The sequence below is a fragment of the Cognatiyoonia sediminum genome (genome assembly GCF_900129845.1).
Lineage (GTDB): Bacteria > Pseudomonadota > Alphaproteobacteria > Rhodobacterales > Rhodobacteraceae > Cognatiyoonia > Cognatiyoonia sediminum.
The window spans coordinates 1,121,129-1,138,773 of record NZ_FQXB01000001.1 but is presented as its reverse complement, the minus strand read 5'-3'; the positions used below and the strand labels follow the sequence as shown (position 1 = coordinate 1,138,773).

Genomic DNA, 17,645 nt, shown 5'->3' with positions numbered 1-17,645 from the left:
CCGATTTGCGGGTTTTGCGAATTGTTACAGTTCCTCTCGCAATCTAAAGATGCGTTCCCAAAGGCGTGAACCACCGTTGCAAGCCCTTGAAACCTGACGCGTTCAGCTACATTTCACCCTCATAAGAAGGAAGAAACCAATGACTCGCATTTCTATGACATTCGCCGCGGCCTCCCTCACTCTCTCCCTCGCGCCGGCTGCTCATGCTTACCAGACCGAGATCGATCTGGATCAGATCGCACTTGAAGCGGGTGAAACTCTCAATGTGCTGTTTGCCGATCACGATACGGCGCCAAACGGTACTTGCTCACCTGGTTTGGATCCTGAGTTGGCCTTGGCTTTGGGCCTGACATCCGAAGCCGGCGAACCAAACCCAGCGATTTCGCTCTCGCTCGCTTGTAACGCGGAGTGATAAAGGGTCTGCGGATCGCCATGAGATCGCATCAGCGCGAGACCCATTTTGCCGCTGACGAGCTGATTTGACCGTAGCGATCTGGGTGATCGGAAGGGCAAAGCGGCGATGACAGAGGCAAAATGGGCCGCGCCCCGTTGGGGTTTCGCCAAAATTGCCCATTTCGTCGTCACTTCACCTTGACATAGATCACTATGTCAGCGGCAAAGTTTCTAGAACTGAGCAATTTTGGACTGAAACTGATGCGATATCATGGCGACCCGCAGACCCCTAGCCAACACTGGCCTATGCAGACGACTTTTGAGATCGCCACAAACGGGCAGGGGTTGTATGAATTTACGCCGCATGTCCGTACTTTCGTACAGGGCACCGGTCTTCTGACTTTGTTTGTGCGGCACACGTCCTGTTCGCTTCTAATACAGGAAAACGCCGATCCCGAAGTAAAGACCGATCTGCGGAATTACTTTGCGCGTTTGGTCCCGCCGACGACTGACCCGTCGATGAAATATTTGACCCATACCTATGAGGGTCCAGATGATATGCCCGCGCATATCAAGGCGGCGATGATGCCGGTAAGCTTGTCTATTCCTGTCACTGACGGGACGTTGACCCTGGGGACTTGGCAAGGAATTTACCTTTTCGAACATCGGGATCGGCCACACCGTCGGTCGGTCGTTGTACATTTGAGCAGTTGACAAGTGAGACTCTGCGCGGCCTCCTTTGATGTAAAGGAGTTCGCTGATGGTTTTTTCCGATGCCCAATCGAGTGCTGTGTCTTACGTTCACGCGCAAAAGCAGCGACTGAGCGTCGACTGCGCGACAATCTTCGATTTCGGCGAAACGGCTTGGCGTGAATATCGGTCTGCGGCTTGGTATGTGGAGCGGTTACGTGCCGAAGGGTTCACCGTTGAAGAAGGGTCCGGCGGGATGCCGACCGCGTTCTGTGCGGAGTGGTCCAATGGCGATGGGCCCGTTGTCGGTATGTACGCCGAATACGACGCGGTTCCAGCGAATTGTCAGGCTGCCATGCCTGAGAAAGCACCGCGTGAGGGATTAGGTTTCGCGGCTGGTGGACATACTGACCCTCATTCCGCGCTTGGTATTTCAGGATTGGGCGGGCTTTTGGCGACAAAGGCCGCGATGGAACAGCATGGTATTAAAGGCGGTTTGAGGTTTACCGGGGAACCTGCCGAAAAAGTCCGAGGGTCAAAGCCGATCCATGCTGCGAAGGGGTATTATGATGGCCTCGCTGGGATGCTGTCGTTCCATCCGTTCTATATGCTGCCGATGTGCAATACAGCTCGCTGGGACACGCATTGCGGCGCTGCCTACTCGATGATCTATCGCTTCCGCTGTGAAAAACCTGAGATTTGGGGCGCGACGGATAGTGCACCGATCCCGCAAAGCCATTCAGATGTACGGGCGCCGGGCGCGAATGATGCCATGGTCGCGATGTATCAGGCCAATCGGTATCTGCGGGATACCATGCTGCCGCACTCTGGTGGGTGGTCGATTTCAGAGGCGATCCTCAGCACCGGACAGGCGACGGCAGATAACTTACCCGCGCAGATGGCTGATATTCAGTACATGATGCGGGTGCCGACGATTGTGATGGCGGAGCAGGTGACCGCTGCATTGGATCGAAATGCAGAAGTCGTCGCGCAGATGACGGGTTGTGCGGTGGAGCGGCATTGGGTTTGCAAGTCACGGCATGGGCTGGCCAACCATGCGATGGCGTCGCTGGTTTGGGACAATATTCAAGCCGTTGGCGCGCCTGTTTGGGATGACGAAGCCTTGGCGATTGCGCGTCAGGTGCAAAGGGCATGTGTTCAGTCGGGACAGGATTCGCCACTGATTGATGAATGCTCGTCGCTAATTTCACCGCAGGATGCCGAGGCGGTGTTGCGCCAATCCTTGCCGCCGAACCAGCTCAATTCCACGTCGGACGACTACACCGACATGACGTGGCACGCACCGACTGCGCGTTTTTATATCGCGCGGCCAGCATTAAAAGGAGGGCCGTACCCACCATGGGCGATGAACGCTTTGGGGGGCATTCCGCAGACGATTGATCCAATGGTGCAAGTAGCCGCGAAGGTTTTGGCGACCTCTGCCTTGCGTCTGTTGGAGGATGAAGTGGCTAGAGATGCGGCTATGACTGAGTTCAAGGACCGGACCGGCGGCGGCATTGGTGGGTCCAAATGGGTGGCCCCTTTGTGCGACTATGAACCACCGATCAATTTTGCTTGGCCAGAGTATGTCGAAACGCCGCGCGGGCGGGATTGGCATATTCCGTCGATGCCGATCTGACACAGGATTTTGTGGCAGCGATTGGGGACTACCCAAACTCTGCACAGGTTCGTATACTAATTGTGGATAACTTGGGGCAAACCCCAAGACGGGACAGTATGAGGACAGGACTATGCGTTGCCCCTTTTGTGGAAACGTCGATACTCAAGTAAAAGACTCTCGCCCGGCGGAGGATCATGTGGCGATCCGGCGGCGGCGGTTTTGTCCGGCGTGTGGCGGACGATTTACCACTTATGAACGCGTGCAATTGCGCGATTTGATGGTGATCAAATCGAACGGGCGGCGCGAGGATTTCGACCGCGATAAGCTCGAACGCTCCATTCGCATCAGCTTGCAGAAGCGCCCCATCGATCCAGATCGTGTTGATCAAATGATTTCGGGCATCGTACGGCGTTTGGAAAGCATGGGCGAGACGGATATCCCATCGACCACCATTGGTGAGATCGTGATGGAAAGCCTCGCCCGGATCGATACGGTTGGTTATGTGCGCTTTGCGAGCGTGTATAAGAACTTCCAAGCGGCAGATGATTTTGACAAATTTGTCAGTGAGTTGCGGCCCGACGCATCCCCAGAGAAGTGAGCGCTAGCCAAGACCGGCGGTTCATGACCGCCGCCCTCACGTTGGGGCGGCGTGGTCAGGGACGTGTGTGGCCGAACCCTGCTGTTGGCTGTGTTATTGTGAAAGACGGTATCGTTGTCGGACGCGCTCGGACGGCCGATGGTGGACGGCCTCATGCTGAGACTCAGGCGCTGACGCAAGCTGGGGACGCAGCACGGGGGGCGACGGCCTATGTGACCTTGGAGCCTTGTGCGCATCATGGGCAGACCGGCCCCTGTGCGGAGGCGTTGGTTGCCTCTGGTGTGGCGCGGGTGGTTGTTGCGACGGGCGATCCCGATCCGCGGGTCTCTGGCAAGGGTTTGAATATTCTGCGTGCTGGCGGTGTTGAGGTGAATTTTGGAGTCTGTCAGGCGGAAGCAGATCGCGACCTTGCGGGCTTCTTTTTGCGTGTGCGTGAGGGGCGTCCCTTTGTGACGTTGAAACTGGCGACGTCCGTTGACGGTCGGATCGCGACGCGGACGGGGCACAGCCAATGGATCACGGGGCCGGAAGCGCGGCGGGTGGTGCATGCGATGCGCGCGCGCCATGACGCGGTGATGGTCGGGGCAGGGACAGCGCGTGCCGATGATCCCAGCTTAAATGTGCGGGATATGGGCGATGTCCCACAGCCGGTGCGGGTGGTGGTGTCGAGCGATCTGAACATTCTAATGGACGGTAAACTTGCGCAGACCGCTGGCGAGCAGCCTGTTTGGTTGGTGCATGGGGAGCAAGCTGTTCCGAACGATTGGGTCGCCAAAGGGGCGCGGTCTATTGCGGTTCCGGTTTCCGATGGGGCCGTCGATATAGAAGCGGCTTTGAATTCGTTAGGCGAAGCGGGCCTCACCAGCATCTTTTGCGAAGGTGGTGGAGCGCTCGCGGGCTCGCTTATCAAGGCTGGATTGGTAGATGAACTTGTCGTCTTTGCGGCGGGATTAACAATCGGCGGCGATGGAACACCAGCGGTGGCTGCGATGGGGATCGACGATCTTAGTCTCGCGACACGCTTTGATCTTGCAGAGTTCCGCGCGGTTGGTCCCGACACCCTCTCGATTTGGCGACCTAAGACTTAGCGCCAAACATGCGCATAGCTGGCGAAGACCCCTTGTAGCTTGGACAGGCTCCTGTTGAAGGCCCCTGGTTTCGCAATCTCATCATTGGCAATCCGATCCACAATGACCTCCACAGGACAGGCCGTTTTGGTGATTGGGTCATAATACCTTGGGTAATCGATCAGGACGGCGTGCACTAAGGTGCGTAGATCGGGCAGGGCGGTGCGGCGGGCAATTGGCTTGGCGCGATCATCGGTTAAGCCCCAACCTGCGTAGAATGGAGTGCCGAGGCAAGTGACGCGCTTGCCACTGATCAAGGCTTCAAAGCCCAGCAGGGATGTCATTGTCCAAACCTCATCGACAGCTTCAATCGCGGCGATTGGGTTTGATTGATCCAGAATGACGTCTGCGTAGTCCGTTGTGTTAGGAACGGCGCCTGTTCGCAACCCTGCTTCAACATCAGGATGGGGTTTATAGGCAATGATGGCTGCAGGGTTCGCTTCTCGCACAGCCTGGAGCAGGGTGAGATTTGTGGAGACGTCCGATGTGCCGAGTTTGATGGAGGCATCGTCTTCGACCTGTCCTGGCACGAGGATCTTACGCCCTTTTGGAAGGTCGGGTATCGGTTCTTGGTGAAGGTTGTATTTTGATAGGCCGGTCTCTTGGAGTTTTTCGATCAGCTTTTCGGCTCGCAACAGTGCGGTTTCCGGCAATTTCGGGCTTTGCTCGATAAGGGTTTCGAGGCGGCTTGGCTTCGACGGATCGTAGTAAATCCCAAGATCATCCAAAACGAGCGACAACGGCGGAGTCAGCTCAGCGCCGAGGCCTTTTGATCGGATAAATCCATCTTCAACACGCACCAATTCCGGCGCATCGTCAGTTGAATTGGCCCAGACCATTTCACGCATCGCCTTTGGCGGCATTGCCCGACCGCCGGTTCTGAACTGCACCTTATGCGAACCGCCAAAAAACTTCTGAAACGTTGTCCGCTTCCAAAGCCGAATGTCTTGCGCGACCCAGCCTTTGCGATCATCCCGCCATGCGCGTGCCTGCGCGTCTAGGGTCGCGATCACGTCTTCCAATTCGCAGAGTTTATCGCGGTAGGGGTCATACCACTTTGGATAGAGGATCATCGCTGCGGCAAAGAGTTGTGCGCGGGTGAGTTTGCGTTGTCTGCGCGTGAGGGGTTTGCGGTCGTCCGTCAGCCCCCATCCCATGTAGAAAGGTTGGCCAAAAACGACTGGCTTGTGCCCGGTCAAAACGGCCTCAAACCCAAGTTGGGACGAGACCGTATAGACCGCGATTGCACCATCAAACAGCGTGTAGGGCGAAATGGGGTCTGTGCAGATGCTAATGCGATCATTGCAGTCGTTTTCGTCGAAATACCCGCCCCGATGGCCCGCGTTGGTCTCGGGATGTGACTTGATGATGATCTGCGTGCCAGGGTGTTCTTCTTGGGCGTAATAGAGCATTTCGCGAAAGCTGTTGAGATCGCAACCGCTCGCTTTCACGCTGGCGTCTCCGCGTGTCTGATCGATGACAAGGACATAGCCGGGGGTAGGGGCCAGTAGATTTGGATCGAAGGTGTTGTACTTAGACAGGTGCAGCCGCCGAAGTTGCGCCATGGCCCCCTTTGCACGGTTTAAGAGGGCCGTGTTGTCGAGGGGATCGTCGCGCAGCAGTTCTTCCAAATCAGAAACCGTCGAGGGGTCAAAATGGACGCCCTTCTTATCGATGCTCAGGCCGAGTGGGGCCTCCCCATCACGGCCGGTTCGGACAGACCTTAGAAACGAATCTTCAACGCGGACCAGGTCCGCGTTTGTCGCAGCAGAGACTCTTACTCCACGCGGCGCTGTTGGGCTGTGCCCCCAAACGCCGACAAGATCGTCGCTGGATGGTTTCCCGATGCGGACGTAATACCCAGACAGGCTGAGGATGCGTTTGATCCGGTTTTGGGTCAGAAATCCGCCGTTAAACACATAAAGAGGCCGCGGTTCTTTCACCGCGGCCCTTGGGTTTGTTTCTTGGTGCATTCTTGGTCAGTTGCCAGCGTTGTTGACAGCTTCCGTCAAGCCTGCTGCGGAACCGAGTGTTCCGGTCAACGCCGATACGCCTTTGTTGAACTGTACGAACGGCGCTTCTGTGACATAGACCGTATCTTGATCGCGGATCATGAAGTCTCGTGCGATGAACAGGCCATTGGGTTGCGTGAGATCGAGAACGTAGACCACGCGTTGCGATCCTACGAGGTCGTCGCGGTTCAATAGCTGGTTTGCGACTGAGGCGGGCTCTTCTCGTAGGACGAATACGCCGGTCGGGTCAGCGGCATTGGCGGACAAACCGCCGACTTGAGCGATGGCTTCAATTGCGGAGATCGCTTGGTCTGCGAATTGGACGCGATTTTGCGATCCTGTCGCGCCAAGTGCGGTGAAATACCGTTGGGAATCCTCGACAAAGATAATGTCTCCGCCGCGTAGTGCGATGTCATTGCCGGGGTTTGCGTAGAGGTCTTCAAACCAGATCGAGCCGGAGTGATTACCGCGCACGACCGTGACCTTTGCAATCTCTGGTTCAGAAGCCACACCGCCAGCGCGCGCCAGCATCGTGGCAAGCGTGCGAGTTGGGCGTTCAATTGGGTAAATGCCCTGACCGCTTACGCCGCCAACAATAGAAACGGTTGCTCCATCACCGGCGAGACGACGGACCTGCACTTGTGGATCAGGTGTTTGGTCGGCAAGCTTTTCGCTGATGATACGGCGGATGGCTTCAGGAGAATTACCCGCTGCCTTGATCCGACCCGCGTAAGGGACAAAGATAAAGCCGGAGCCGTCGACCTGAACCTCTTCAAGCGGGGTCGCGCTCGCACCGGGCGCTGAGAGCAACCCGTCTTCAACGTTTTCCCAGATTGTTAGGCCAAGCACATCGCCCGCTCGGATCGTATCTGAGCCCACAACACCGGCATTCTTGAAGGCCTCTGAAAACCCAAGTGCCGGGGATACGCCTGCAATGCCATTGATACGATCATCCACGACCATGACGAACGCATTGCCTTCTTCCATGACGGAGCCGGAGAAGATCTCCGACTTGTTCGGGCCTGATCTTGGGAGCAACCCACAGGCCGAAACGGCACCAAGAGTCACAATAAGAGCCGCGCCTTTTGCAAAGCGCAAGGTAAGGGTGATCACTGCTCTGTCTCCTCGACCCTTTTTGGGTCTGCCTCAACTTTTTCTTTTAAGCTACCGGAATCCTGTCAGTTTTCATAGGGACGGCAGGATTGAATGAGTGGCAGGTGAGCAAAAGTGTTGCGGCTGTGCCGCGCAGGTGATCCGTGCCACTAAACCTAGTGGCTGCTATTTTGCCACCCGCAAGGGATGGCGAGGGGTATCGTCGCTCTGACGCAGCGCATCATAAGGGTCGGTGGCTGATAACATCATATCAACCACTTCTCTAAGCAGTTGGCGGCGGCCCTTTCTGGAGTAGTAGCCACCGGGCACTTGGCAGGTGCTGAGAAGATATTTGCGATAGGCCTTGTACCCATCCAAGTTGGGCGCACTCGGCTGATTGAAAAACTCCGCAAGCGGCTGTTGTGAGGTAAACTCCGGTTTGGCGTAAACAGAAGTCCCAAAGGTCTTAAGTGGCATTCCGCGCCATAGGGCCTGCTGTGCAGATGTGGAATTCACTGTCACTGCGGATTTCGCATGATCCAGAATTTGCGCCAACTTCCCGCCCCGGACGTAATGCACGCGGTCCTTGATGCTGTGTTTTGCCGAAAGATTACGAATAACTTGCTTGAGCGGCACGCGTTCTGCTTCCAGTGGATGAGCTTTGAAAACTAGGTGATGATGTGCTGGGGCGCCCTCAGCAAATCCTTGCATCAGGATGTCTATAAATTCCTCATTATCCTTCAACGTTGAATGGGCTTGGAAGCTTGCGTCGTGTTCCAATTGCAAAAGTGCCAGATGATAGGGGTAGCCGCCCATCCGAATGCGCTGTGTTGCTTGCCATCGATCGACAGCGAAGAACGGCATAAGAACTAACCGTTTGGTATAGGCAAGCGTTTCTACAGACAGCGGCTGTTTTCGATGCCCCTGGTAGTTTTCGTAACGACCCCTGAACGCCAATAGGAACCAGTGGTAGATCGCGCTGTAAAAGATGTGTTGGCGCATGTCGCCCCAATGGGCCGGAGGCGTTTCAGTGTCAGCGTCGGATTGGTCGAGCTTCGCCGACATCTCAGCAACGCTCATTCTCATCAGGCGAGAATGCCCGTTTGTCCCGCCGCGTTCATAAGTGACCCAATAGGGGCGCAGATATCCTTCTTCGAACGTATGCGCTCGGATGCCTTTCGTGCGTGCCATAGCAAGCGCCTCGGCATGTATCGGTCTGACATCTCCATATAAAACAATGTCAGTGACCTTTTCGCTTTCAACGTAGTCTTCCAAGAACGCAGGCCAATCCGCATGCGGGTTTTGAAAAGCGGTGAAGCTGCCCTTGTCGCGCCAGAACGCACGATCGCCAGCGTTGAACCCGATCCGAGATGTTTTGGCACTTGTTCGTTGCAACATTTTGGCAAGTTGCGAAAAGAAGGGCCCGTGCGGTCCTTGCAGGAATAGAAAGTGGCGTAGGGTTTGATCTGTCACAATGGCAGATTGATGCTCTTGCATTAACCAATCGTCAACGCCTTGGCGGAGTTTGGGGCAAAATCAGAGCTAGAAACTTGTCACTGCGCTGCTAGCTGGCTAGGTCAGTACCAAAGGAGACGCGAAGAATGTTTACTGGGATCATCACCGATATTGGGACTGTCTTGGAATTGGAGCAGCGCGGCGATCTTCGCGCGCGGATAGGGACAGCCTATGACGTCGATGGGATCGATCTAGGGGCATCTATCGCGTGTGACGGCGTCTGTCTGACGGTCATTGCTTTGGGGAGAGAGCCGCAAAACTGGTTTGACGTCGAGATCTCAGCCGAAACTGTTGGGGCGACGAATGTGGGTGAGTGGGAGCAGGGCAGCCTGCTGAACCTTGAACGTGCACTGAAGGTTGGCGATGAACTCGGTGGGCATATTGTGTCGGGTCACGTCGATGGTGTCGCTGAGATTGTGGGCGTTCGTGACGAAGGTGACAGCACGCGGGTGACGTTCCGCGCGCCTGATGGGTTTGCTAAGTTTATCGCACCGAAAGGGTCGGTAGCTTTGAATGGCACGTCATTGACTGTAAACGAAGTAGATGGGGCTGACTTCGGCATCAATTTCATACCGCATACAAAGGCCGAAACCACTTGGGGCGATGTGGCTGAGGGGGATCGGATCAACCTCGAAATCGATACCATGGCTCGCTATGTTGCGCGGTTGCGCGAATACGGATGACGGCTGGGATCGGGCATAACTCAGGCCGCGTGATTGAGGCGGGTTACGGTTGGCGCAAGCATGTTTGGACCCAAGCGCGCAAAGAGCTGCTACCGCGACTACCGATTGAGGTCGTGCGCAGGCGGGTTGTACGCGCAAAAGAACTTGGGTTGCCGTATCGCACCTACGCCGGATTGCGGGCCAGCAATGGGCACGATCTAATCGGCTTTCTATTTTCGACGAATGCGTTGCGCGTGTTTCGAGACGGCGCCGAAATGCCGCAAGATCGGAAAGATCATCTGGAAAAACTGGTCAGGTGTTCTCGCCTTGCGTTGGCGCATAAGCCCGTCGTGGCGAGCGCTTTTGCCTCGCCAATCGACGGCGGTTTTGCAGCGCCGGTGTTGGCTCATTCATGGTCAGAAGCAGGAGAAATCCTTCGTTCGGGCCTAACCGAGGCCGGAGGGCCCGCGGGGCGTTTTGTGCTGGTCGCAGAAACGGGTTTGGAACGCGAATGGGCGGAAGCGGCACAAATGGCCGGTGTTCTAATTGGTGACGCGGTGTTTTCCCCGCGCGTTTAGCGCAAACGTGGCGTTCCGCCTCTTTTCTTGGCGCATCTGCTCAGGTATGCGCGTCGCACACACCGTAGAGGGACGTCGATGAGCACAGCTTACGAAACACCGGGACAGGTCGAAAAAGACTGGTCGGAAGCGATTTCTCCGATTGAGGAGATCATTGAGGATGCGCGGAACGGCCGGATGTTCGTTCTGGTGGATCATGAAGATCGTGAAAACGAAGGCGATTTGGTGATTCCAGCCCAGATGGCGACGCCAGATGCGATCAACTTTATGGCCAAACACGGGCGCGGTTTGATCTGTTTGACGCTGACCAGCGACCGGATTGACGAGCTTGGTCTGCCCTTGATGGCGAGCCATAATTCATCACGCCACGAAACCGCCTTTACGATTTCCATCGAAGCGCGGGAAGGTGTGACCACAGGGATTTCTGCAGCGGATCGCGCTCGCACCGTTTCAACCGCGATTGATGCGTCGAAAGGCGCGGCGGACATTGCGACACCTGGCCATGTGTTCCCGTTGCGCGCGCGGGATGGTGGTGTTCTTGTTCGCGCAGGTCATACAGAGGCTGCGGTTGATATCAGCCGTTTGGCTGGTCTGAACCCGTCTGGCGTGATCTGTGAGATCATGAAGGAAGACGGCGAAATGGCGCGCTTACCAGAGCTGGTGGCTTTTGCACAGCTCCATGGCCTGAAAGTAGGGACCATCAGCGATCTGATCGCCTACCGCCGTCGACACGACAACCTCGTAAAAGTCAACAAAAGTGAAACGATCACCTCGGAATTTGGCGGAGAATGGGAACTAAGGGTTTTCTCTGATGAAACCCAAGGGGCGGAGCACATTGCGCTCATCAAAGGTGACATAACGACCGATGAACCTGTTTTGGTGCGGATGCACGCGATGGACCCGATGTTAGACGTGGTCGGTACCGGGCCAAAGGGCCGCCGGAATGAGTTTGGCGATGCGATGAACCTCATTGCGGAAGAGGGGCGCGGCGTGCTTGTGCTTCTGCGCGATGTTCACATGAAGATCGACGCGGTCGATGATGTATCGCCTCAGACGCTCCGCCAATATGGTGTAGGCGCTCAGATTTTGAGCGGCCTCGGGTTGAGCGACATCACATTGCTGACCAATTCACCCCAGCCGAAAGTAGTTGGTTTGGACGCCTACGGTTTGGAAATTGTCGGCACACGTAAAGTCTCGGAGATCGGATAATGGCTGGACCGTCGCACTACATCATGGCGCGCGCTGAGATGGATAAGCCCACGAAAATCCTGATCGTGGTTTCGCCCTACTACAAAGACATCGCGGACAATATGGTCGCAGGTGCGATCGCAGAGATCGAAGCCTCCGGCGCGACACATGAGATTGTTGAGGTCCCGGGTGCACTGGAGATTCCCACGGCGATTGGGATCGCTGAACGTATGTCCAACTTTGATGGTTATGTCGCGCTGGGCTGCGTGATCCGCGGGGAGACGACGCACTACGATACGGTTTGCAATGACAGCAGCCGTGCGATCCAATTGCTTGGCTTGCAGGGGCTTTGCATCGGCAATGGTATCCTAACGGTGGAAAACCGAACCCAAGCCGAAGTGCGCGCTGATCCTGCTGATCAAAACAAAGGCGGTAGCGCGGCCGCGGCGGCCTTGCACCTTGTTGCGCTGTCTCGTAAGTGGGGCCGTCCGGAGAAGGGCGTGGGCTTCACTTCGGATATCCTCTTGGCGCAAGACGACACAAAAACCGTATGACCGTTTCCAACAATCAAAAACGCAAAATGAAATCCGCTGCGCGCCTCTATGCGACGCAAGCGTTGTTTCAGATGGAGCACTCCGGCCAATCGGTCGATGATGTTGCTCGTGAGTTTGAGGATCATCGGTTCGGCGCCGTCTATGATGACGTCGAGATGCAGGAAGGCGACTTGGACACCTTCCGCGCTTTGATGGAGTGGGCCGTCAATGAGCAAGCGAAAATCGACCAATTGACCGACCGCGCCTTGGTCGCGAAATGGCCATTGGGTCGTATTGATCCGACCTTACGCGCGCTCTTCCGCGCGGCGGGTGCAGAAATGCTTGAAAGCGATACGCCGCCAAAGGTGATCATCACCGAGTTTGTCGATATCGCAGGTGCGTTCTGCACCGACGACAAAGAACCGCGCTTTGTTAACGCGGTTCTCGACCACATGGCGCATGAGGTCATGCCGGAGAAGTTCTAGGCCTGCGGACAGCCGACAGCGCCGCTAAGGGCGGCTTGGCTTGACGCATCAATCAAAGCGCTCTCAATGCCACCTGACGTTTCAATCGAAACTGTGACACCTGCGATTTCGCTATCTGCGACGCGGATTTGTCCAAGGCTGCTGTTGGGGAGGGTATCATCCAAGTCAGCAGAGATTGTAAGTTCATCGCCGAACCGGAATTCGTCTAGCGAAAGCTGGAGTTTCTGCGATCCATCAGTCACTTCGGTCAAAACAGCAAAGCCCTGTTCAAGTTCGACGGGTTGGTAAACCTCAACGCCAGCACCTTGTTCGGTGACATCAAAAATCAGACCCGCCGGAGCCGTCGTAAGATCGATGGTTAGAGTGACGTTCGACAGGCTGCACAAGTTGTTTTCAATCACAAACCTGTCTTTTGGCGCACCTTCTTGAAATCGCAGATTGATGTCCGCTGAGACAAGAGAGGGGGTTAGCGCAAGGGCAATTGCGATGTGTTTCATGGGCGCCTCCTTTTCACCGTATCTAAGTCGATGTGGGCGGCTGGCAAATGACTCTTTAACTTAACCACTTGATTAATTAACTAACCAGTTTATTGTAGCTTTATGATTCAAGACCCCCAACTCGATGATACCTTTGCCGCGCTTGCCAATGGCACACGACGGGCGATTTTGGCGCGTCTGGCAAAGGGACAGGCGTCCGTGAATGAACTGGCGGAGCCTTTCGATATGAGCCTTCCGGCAATCTCAAAGCACATTAAGGTCCTTGAAAACGCCGGACTCATTGAGCGTGGGCGCGATGCGCAGTTCCGCCCGTGCAACCTAAACGCAGCACCTTTGCGTGAAGTTTCGAACTGGGCAGAGCAATATCGGCATATCTGGGAGGATAGGTTCGACCGGATGGATACTGTGCTTCAACAACTGAAGGAAGAGACTAATGAGTGACAACTGGGCCCGCATTGAACGGGAATTTGACGCGTCTATTGATGCTGTTTGGGCAATGTGGACCGAAGCCGAAAAGTTTCAATCTTGGTACGGTCCAAACGGTTTCACTATTCCGGTAGCAGAGATGGACGTAACGGTCGGCGGGACGCGGAAGATTTCAATGGAGATGAAAACGCCCGAACGCACCATGCAGATGTGGTTCATCGGCGAATACAAGGAAATCTCCCCCAAAACCCGGTTGGTATATTCCGAAAGCATGTGCGATCCAGATGGGAACATGCTGTCGCCTGCCAGTATGGGAATGCCTGAGGGGACACCGGATACGACTGAAGTGGTGGTGCAACTGGAAGACTTAGGAGGTCGCACGCGGATGGTTCTGACCCATGTAGGCGTCCCAGCAGGCAGCCCAGGCGAAGGCGGATGGATGCAGGCGATCGAGAAAATGGCAGGTCTTTTGGGATAGGCAAATGGACGGCAAGTCTAGCTTGTTTTCCCAAAATAGATCTCCTGCCCAAATTCCGACCGCAACAATCGTGGAACAAACCCCCGTTCGGAAAAATCACGGGGGCAATAGCTGGTGTGCGTCGGGTTAGGCGGGAGAAGCCCGGCCGCTTGAAAAGTCGCGGCAACAAGTTCGCTACAGAAATAAGTCCGCTCTTCTCTGGTGACTGTGTAGCGTTCGCGTAGGTAGTGCCACAAAAGCCCACTCGTTGATGGGTAGCCGGCGTTCCTAACGTCCGGATCACGGACAAATGCGCTGAGGTTGCTGCGGAACTCCTCGGTCCGGTCGAGATGCAGATATCGAGCAGACATCATTTTGTAGCCCCAACGCTCAGCATAGTTTTCCATCCGGCTGGCGAGATCGACCAGCATAGGCCCTGTTGTCAGGTTTATGTGCGACGGATCAGCGTCAACGTCTTGGCCTGGGATGGTCGTGGATTCCCAGAGCAAAAGTTGGTCTTTCGGAAGTTCTGGATAGATGTCCTTCGCTTCAATCACCATCGCAACATGTGACCAAATCCCTCCTGTGATGAGGTCTACGGCATGCGTGAACCAACCGGGGCCGCGGAAGAAAATCAGATCTCCTGTCTGGAGGGAGGGCATCACATCACGCCAAGGGGCAAGGGGACGTCTGGGCAAATCAAATCTCCTTTAATCTTCGGGGGCAGGGAGCCAAATTTGGAAACTCGTCCCCTGCGGTTCGTTAGGTTCAACACGCATCTCGAACCTGTTTTCGGCGCATAGCTGTTCAACTATCGCGAGGCCCAAACCGTGGCCGTCATAATCTCCCGCGCGATGGTAGGGGGTCTTGAGCTTTGACAATTGTTCCGGGGAGAGACCTGGCCCTGTATCACGCACCTCAACGCCTACTCGGTCTTCGTCCGCTATGCTCTGAACAGTCACGCCGCCCGTGTCGGTGTTCTTAATGGCGTTCGAAACAAGATTGGACAAAACGCGCATCAGCGCAAAGGCGTTTACGAAAGCTATTTTCGACGTTGGAACAGTTTCAAAAGTTAGCCCTTTATCGTCCGCCTCGGCTGTAAACATGGTTTTCAAATTATCTAGAATAACGTTGAGTTCGATCTCTTCTCTTTCACCCGCATCACTTGAGGGAGGTTTATGTTCGATGCCGTCGCCAGTGAGTTGTGACTTTACGATTTCATCAAGAAATTCGATGGCGCCACCCAATTCGTCCAACTGTTTTTGGTTGTCTTGTGCAGCGAGTTTCATTGATGTCAAAGGTTGTTGAATGTCGTGCGCGGCGGTCGCTAAACGCTCGGACATCGTACGGCGTTCCTCTGCCGCCTTGAGTTCGGCAACCAAAGCCTCTTCTTTCTCCGCACGAAGTTCGCGGACCCGCGCAAACATTGCGCATGACAAAGCGATGGCTTCGAAAGCCAGTCCGAAAAGAAAGACGGTCGCAGCTTCTTCGTAGGTATAATGCGCGGTGAGAAAGTCGCTTAAATTCAAGGGGACGAGCATGACTACCAGCATCAAACAACCAGCAGCAAAGAACCACCGACCGGAAACCCGTTTGATGATTGCAACGATACCGTTTGCCGCGATGAGGCATATACAAACTGATGACCAGACAATCACAGGCTCGAAAGGCGCTCCGAGGAAATCGAATGCAAATGTGGTTGCCAGGACCAATCCCGCTGCGACCAAGAGGACACGGCCAACCCATTTGGGGACTTGAGGAGCTGTCGCGAAAAAAGACCTTTGAAACAGCAGATATGACATGAGCGCGAATGCCGCCCACCAAAACCGCATGATCGGATAGACGTACTCCGCCAAGAACGGGATAAATGGAAATAGGCCGAGAACATAGCAAAGGTGGAAGGTCGAAAAAGTGAGGTACAGTGCGTAGAAAACCGCAACTCTTTGGTACAACACACCGAGGAGACTGACCGTCAGAACAGTGACACCTAAGACCAAACCAAGAAGGATATAGATCCTGAGTTCCGAAACCATACGGCGCGTTTCATAGGTTCCAGCATTTTCGATTGATAATGGCGCATAGGACGAATTGTTGGCGTAGGAGACATAGAGCGTGCCACGACCGTTTGAGGGCATTTCAAATTCGATGTGTTGAAATCGGTCTCGATCCTGCCAGGGTTCAACGTCGGGAAAAATGAAAAGCGGTTCTGTCGGGAGCGGCTCCCCTTCAATCACGAGATAGGCGACCTTGTGTCCCCAAGCGATTTGATTGAATGCGAGCACCCAAGCTTGGGTTTGATCTGTTGGGTTCACCAATGGTGTCTTGATGTGGTGAACAGCGTTCGACCACCCGAACCCGATTTTCCGCGTTGTTACAGGCGCAAATGACGTCGCTGGAAGACCGATCAAACCTTCTAGTTGAAGTCGGTCCTGCCACGTCGTCTCGAACGCCACCGGATCGATCAGATAAGATGAATATTCTGCAAGATTAAAGGGCGCTTGTGCCTCGTCCAACACTAAAACCCTTTGGTCGTCTGCAACGGCGAGGAGAGGGGTGCATGACACCCCTATAAACACACAGAGCGAACGAAGGAGAATTCCCAGTAGTTTCAATTGTTTTGCCACTTATTCCTACAAGGGAATGGCCCGTCAAATCGCATAGAACTGAAAGGTCAGGTTGAAAAAGTTAACGCCATGCTCACCCTTTGGATGCCGCAAGGTCAAGCATTTGTTGAATGGCCGTCGCGCTGCGCTCGGTTGGAGAGAGGCTAATCGATTTGCTTTAGAGAAAGTGGTGGCGGGAACCGCAGCGACCGTAGAGGGTTTATTCCCGAGGACCTGTATATACAGGTGGGCGCCGGATAACTGAACCAGGGCTCAGACAGAGCCAGCTCCCTCGGATTTGCTTAAGGCCACTGGAATGTAACCCACATGGAAACGAGAAGAGCAGAACACCGCCAAACCCCGACGTAAGGTGGGGGGGCGGTTAGGGCAAGTGGTAGTCGGGAATTATTCGGAAGTTGTGAGCAGCCAACCGTTCGGGCCGACCATATCTTCTGGCAGATACTGAACCGCGAGCCGTTCGATAATGCCCACAGTGACAAGTGATAAAGCAACTTCCATGAATGTGATATCAGCTAGAAAACTCATCTCTCTTCTCCCTCGTTACTTGGGAATGTTTTGACGGGGATACATGTTCAAATAATGACCAGAAGGTTAAAAAAGACGGTCAACTCTCATGAAATCCGCCACATTTTGGCCAAAATCGGCTTTTTCTTGACGGATGTTTACGTTTTGTTCATGTTTGAGCCATGCCTGAAGATACCTCTCAACCTCAACTGATGCCCGGCCAACTTTTGGCGCGTGGGGTGTGCAGACACCTGAGGCAGCACGATTTTGTCAGCGTTGTGGAGCTGACGCCGACCTCAGGCCTCCGCGTCGACGTCATGGCGCTTGGCCCAAAGGGCGAGGTGTGGGTGATTGAATGCAAATCATCTCGTGCAGATTTCCAATCTGATCATAAATGGCAGGGCTATCTAGAGTGGTGTGACCGATTTTTCTGGGCCGTTGATCAGGATTTTCCAACGGAATTGCTGCCCGACGATACGGGCTTGATCATTGCAGATGGGTACGACGCAGAGATTTTGCGTATGGGACCAGAAACGAAGCTCGCAGCTGCACGGCGCAAGGTAATGATCCAGAAATTCGCACGCCACGCCGCTATTCGAGCGCAAGCTGCGCGTGATCCGAATGCAATTTATGATTGGTAGGC

Annotated in this window: 20 protein-coding genes; 13 read left to right on the top strand and 7 right to left on the bottom strand. The window is 54.9% G+C overall.

Annotation, left to right across the window (positions count from 1 at the left end; genetic code table 11):
* Positions 1-139: 139 nt before the first annotated feature.
* From BUA85_RS05700 to ribD, 5 genes are all read left to right on the top strand, one after another.
* Positions 140-412: a hypothetical protein gene (locus BUA85_RS05700; RefSeq protein WP_072899876.1), complete on the top strand. Its 273-nt coding sequence runs from the start codon at positions 140-142 to the stop codon at positions 410-412.
* 287 nt (positions 413-699) lie between these two features.
* Entirely contained in the window at positions 700-1,107 is a 408-nt protein-coding gene (locus tag BUA85_RS05695; RefSeq protein ID WP_072900435.1) for a secondary thiamine-phosphate synthase enzyme YjbQ, read from the top strand.
* Between the two features lie 46 nt (positions 1,108-1,153).
* Entirely contained in the window at positions 1,154-2,722 is a 1,569-nt protein-coding gene (locus tag BUA85_RS05690; protein WP_072899875.1) for a zinc-binding metallopeptidase family protein, read from the top strand.
* 112 nt (positions 2,723-2,834) lie between these two features.
* Complete coding sequence (gene nrdR, locus BUA85_RS05685) at positions 2,835-3,302, top strand: transcriptional regulator NrdR (RefSeq protein WP_072899874.1); 468 nt, start codon at positions 2,835-2,837, stop codon at positions 3,300-3,302.
* Positions 3,299-4,390 (top strand): bifunctional diaminohydroxyphosphoribosylaminopyrimidine deaminase/5-amino-6-(5-phosphoribosylamino)uracil reductase RibD, encoded by a 1,092-nt coding sequence (gene ribD, locus BUA85_RS05680; protein ID WP_072899873.1) that lies wholly within the window; start codon positions 3,299-3,301, stop codon positions 4,388-4,390. Before nrdR ends, ribD begins: the two co-directional genes overlap by 4 nt.
* Here the strand turns inward: ribD and BUA85_RS05675 are convergent.
* The 3 genes from BUA85_RS05675 to BUA85_RS05665 form a co-directional block, all read right to left on the bottom strand.
* The gene (locus BUA85_RS05675) at positions 4,387-6,402 is read right to left on the bottom strand and encodes a capsular polysaccharide biosynthesis protein (RefSeq protein WP_072899872.1); all 2,016 of its coding nucleotides are present in this window, start codon (positions 6,400-6,402) and stop codon (positions 4,387-4,389) included. The genes ribD and BUA85_RS05675 overlap by 4 nt on opposite strands.
* A 6-nt stretch (positions 6,403-6,408) precedes the next feature.
* On the bottom strand, positions 6,409-7,551 hold the full coding sequence (locus tag BUA85_RS05670; RefSeq protein ID WP_083526217.1) for a polysaccharide biosynthesis/export family protein: 1,143 nt from the start codon (positions 7,549-7,551) through the stop codon (positions 6,409-6,411).
* 168 nt (positions 7,552-7,719) lie between these two features.
* Positions 7,720-9,030 carry a capsule biosynthesis protein gene (locus BUA85_RS05665; RefSeq protein ID WP_072899870.1) on the bottom strand — a complete coding sequence of 437 codons (1,311 nt, stop codon included), beginning with the start codon at positions 9,028-9,030 and terminating at the stop codon, positions 7,720-7,722.
* Positions 9,031-9,134: 104 nt separating this feature from the next.
* Here BUA85_RS05665 and BUA85_RS05660 point away from each other — a divergent pair, with 104 nt between their 5' ends.
* From BUA85_RS05660 to nusB, 5 genes are all read left to right on the top strand, one after another.
* On the top strand, positions 9,135-9,731 hold the full coding sequence (locus BUA85_RS05660; protein WP_072899869.1) for a riboflavin synthase: 597 nt from the start codon (positions 9,135-9,137) through the stop codon (positions 9,729-9,731).
* On the top strand, positions 9,728-10,288 hold the full coding sequence (locus BUA85_RS05655; protein WP_072899868.1) for a hypothetical protein: 561 nt from the start codon (positions 9,728-9,730) through the stop codon (positions 10,286-10,288). Before BUA85_RS05660 ends, BUA85_RS05655 begins: the two co-directional genes overlap by 4 nt.
* 78 nt (positions 10,289-10,366) lie before the next feature.
* Positions 10,367-11,497 (top strand): 3,4-dihydroxy-2-butanone-4-phosphate synthase, encoded by a 1,131-nt coding sequence (gene ribB / locus BUA85_RS05650; protein ID WP_072899867.1) that lies wholly within the window; start codon positions 10,367-10,369, stop codon positions 11,495-11,497.
* Complete coding sequence (locus BUA85_RS05645) at positions 11,497-12,030, top strand: 6,7-dimethyl-8-ribityllumazine synthase (protein WP_072899866.1); 534 nt, start codon at positions 11,497-11,499, stop codon at positions 12,028-12,030. Before ribB ends, BUA85_RS05645 begins: the two co-directional genes overlap by 1 nt.
* A complete protein-coding gene (nusB, locus tag BUA85_RS05640) occupies positions 12,027-12,494 on the top strand; it encodes a transcription antitermination factor NusB (RefSeq protein ID WP_072899865.1) in 468 nt (155 codons plus the stop codon). Before BUA85_RS05645 ends, nusB begins: the two co-directional genes overlap by 4 nt.
* On the opposite strand, the gene BUA85_RS05635 is transcribed toward nusB, so the two are convergent.
* Positions 12,491-12,991: a hypothetical protein gene (locus BUA85_RS05635; RefSeq protein ID WP_072899864.1), complete on the bottom strand. Its 501-nt coding sequence runs from the start codon at positions 12,989-12,991 to the stop codon at positions 12,491-12,493. The two genes, nusB and BUA85_RS05635, sit on opposite strands and share 4 nt — an antisense overlap.
* A gap of 102 nt (positions 12,992-13,093) precedes the next feature.
* Between BUA85_RS05635 and BUA85_RS05630 the strand changes: the two genes are divergently transcribed.
* Together BUA85_RS05630 and BUA85_RS05625 are read left to right on the top strand one after the other, a co-directional pair.
* A complete protein-coding gene (locus tag BUA85_RS05630; protein ID WP_072899863.1) occupies positions 13,094-13,432 on the top strand; it encodes an ArsR/SmtB family transcription factor in 339 nt (112 codons plus the stop codon).
* On the top strand, positions 13,425-13,895 hold the full coding sequence (locus tag BUA85_RS05625; RefSeq protein WP_072899862.1) for an SRPBCC family protein: 471 nt from the start codon (positions 13,425-13,427) through the stop codon (positions 13,893-13,895). The genes BUA85_RS05630 and BUA85_RS05625 overlap by 8 nt, the downstream gene beginning before the upstream one ends.
* Positions 13,896-13,912: 17 nt before the next feature.
* Here BUA85_RS05625 and BUA85_RS05620 read toward each other — a convergent pair whose 3' ends face one another.
* From BUA85_RS05620 to BUA85_RS16755, 3 genes are all read right to left on the bottom strand, one after another.
* The gene (locus tag BUA85_RS05620; RefSeq protein WP_131802770.1) at positions 13,913-14,572 is read right to left on the bottom strand and encodes a C40 family peptidase; all 660 of its coding nucleotides are present in this window, start codon (positions 14,570-14,572) and stop codon (positions 13,913-13,915) included.
* A 12-nt stretch (positions 14,573-14,584) separates the two neighbouring features.
* Entirely contained in the window at positions 14,585-16,387 is a 1,803-nt protein-coding gene (locus tag BUA85_RS05615) for a sensor histidine kinase (RefSeq protein WP_165611588.1), read from the bottom strand.
* A 495-nt stretch (positions 16,388-16,882) separates the two neighbouring features.
* The gene (locus BUA85_RS16755; protein ID WP_165611587.1) at positions 16,883-17,023 is read right to left on the bottom strand and encodes a hypothetical protein; all 141 of its coding nucleotides are present in this window, start codon (positions 17,021-17,023) and stop codon (positions 16,883-16,885) included.
* Positions 17,024-17,184: 161 nt separating this feature from the next.
* Here BUA85_RS16755 and BUA85_RS05610 point away from each other — a divergent pair, with 161 nt between their 5' ends.
* A complete protein-coding gene (locus BUA85_RS05610) occupies positions 17,185-17,643 on the top strand; it encodes an MmcB family DNA repair protein (protein WP_072899859.1) in 459 nt (152 codons plus the stop codon).
* The last annotated feature ends 2 nt before the right edge of the window (positions 17,644-17,645 follow it).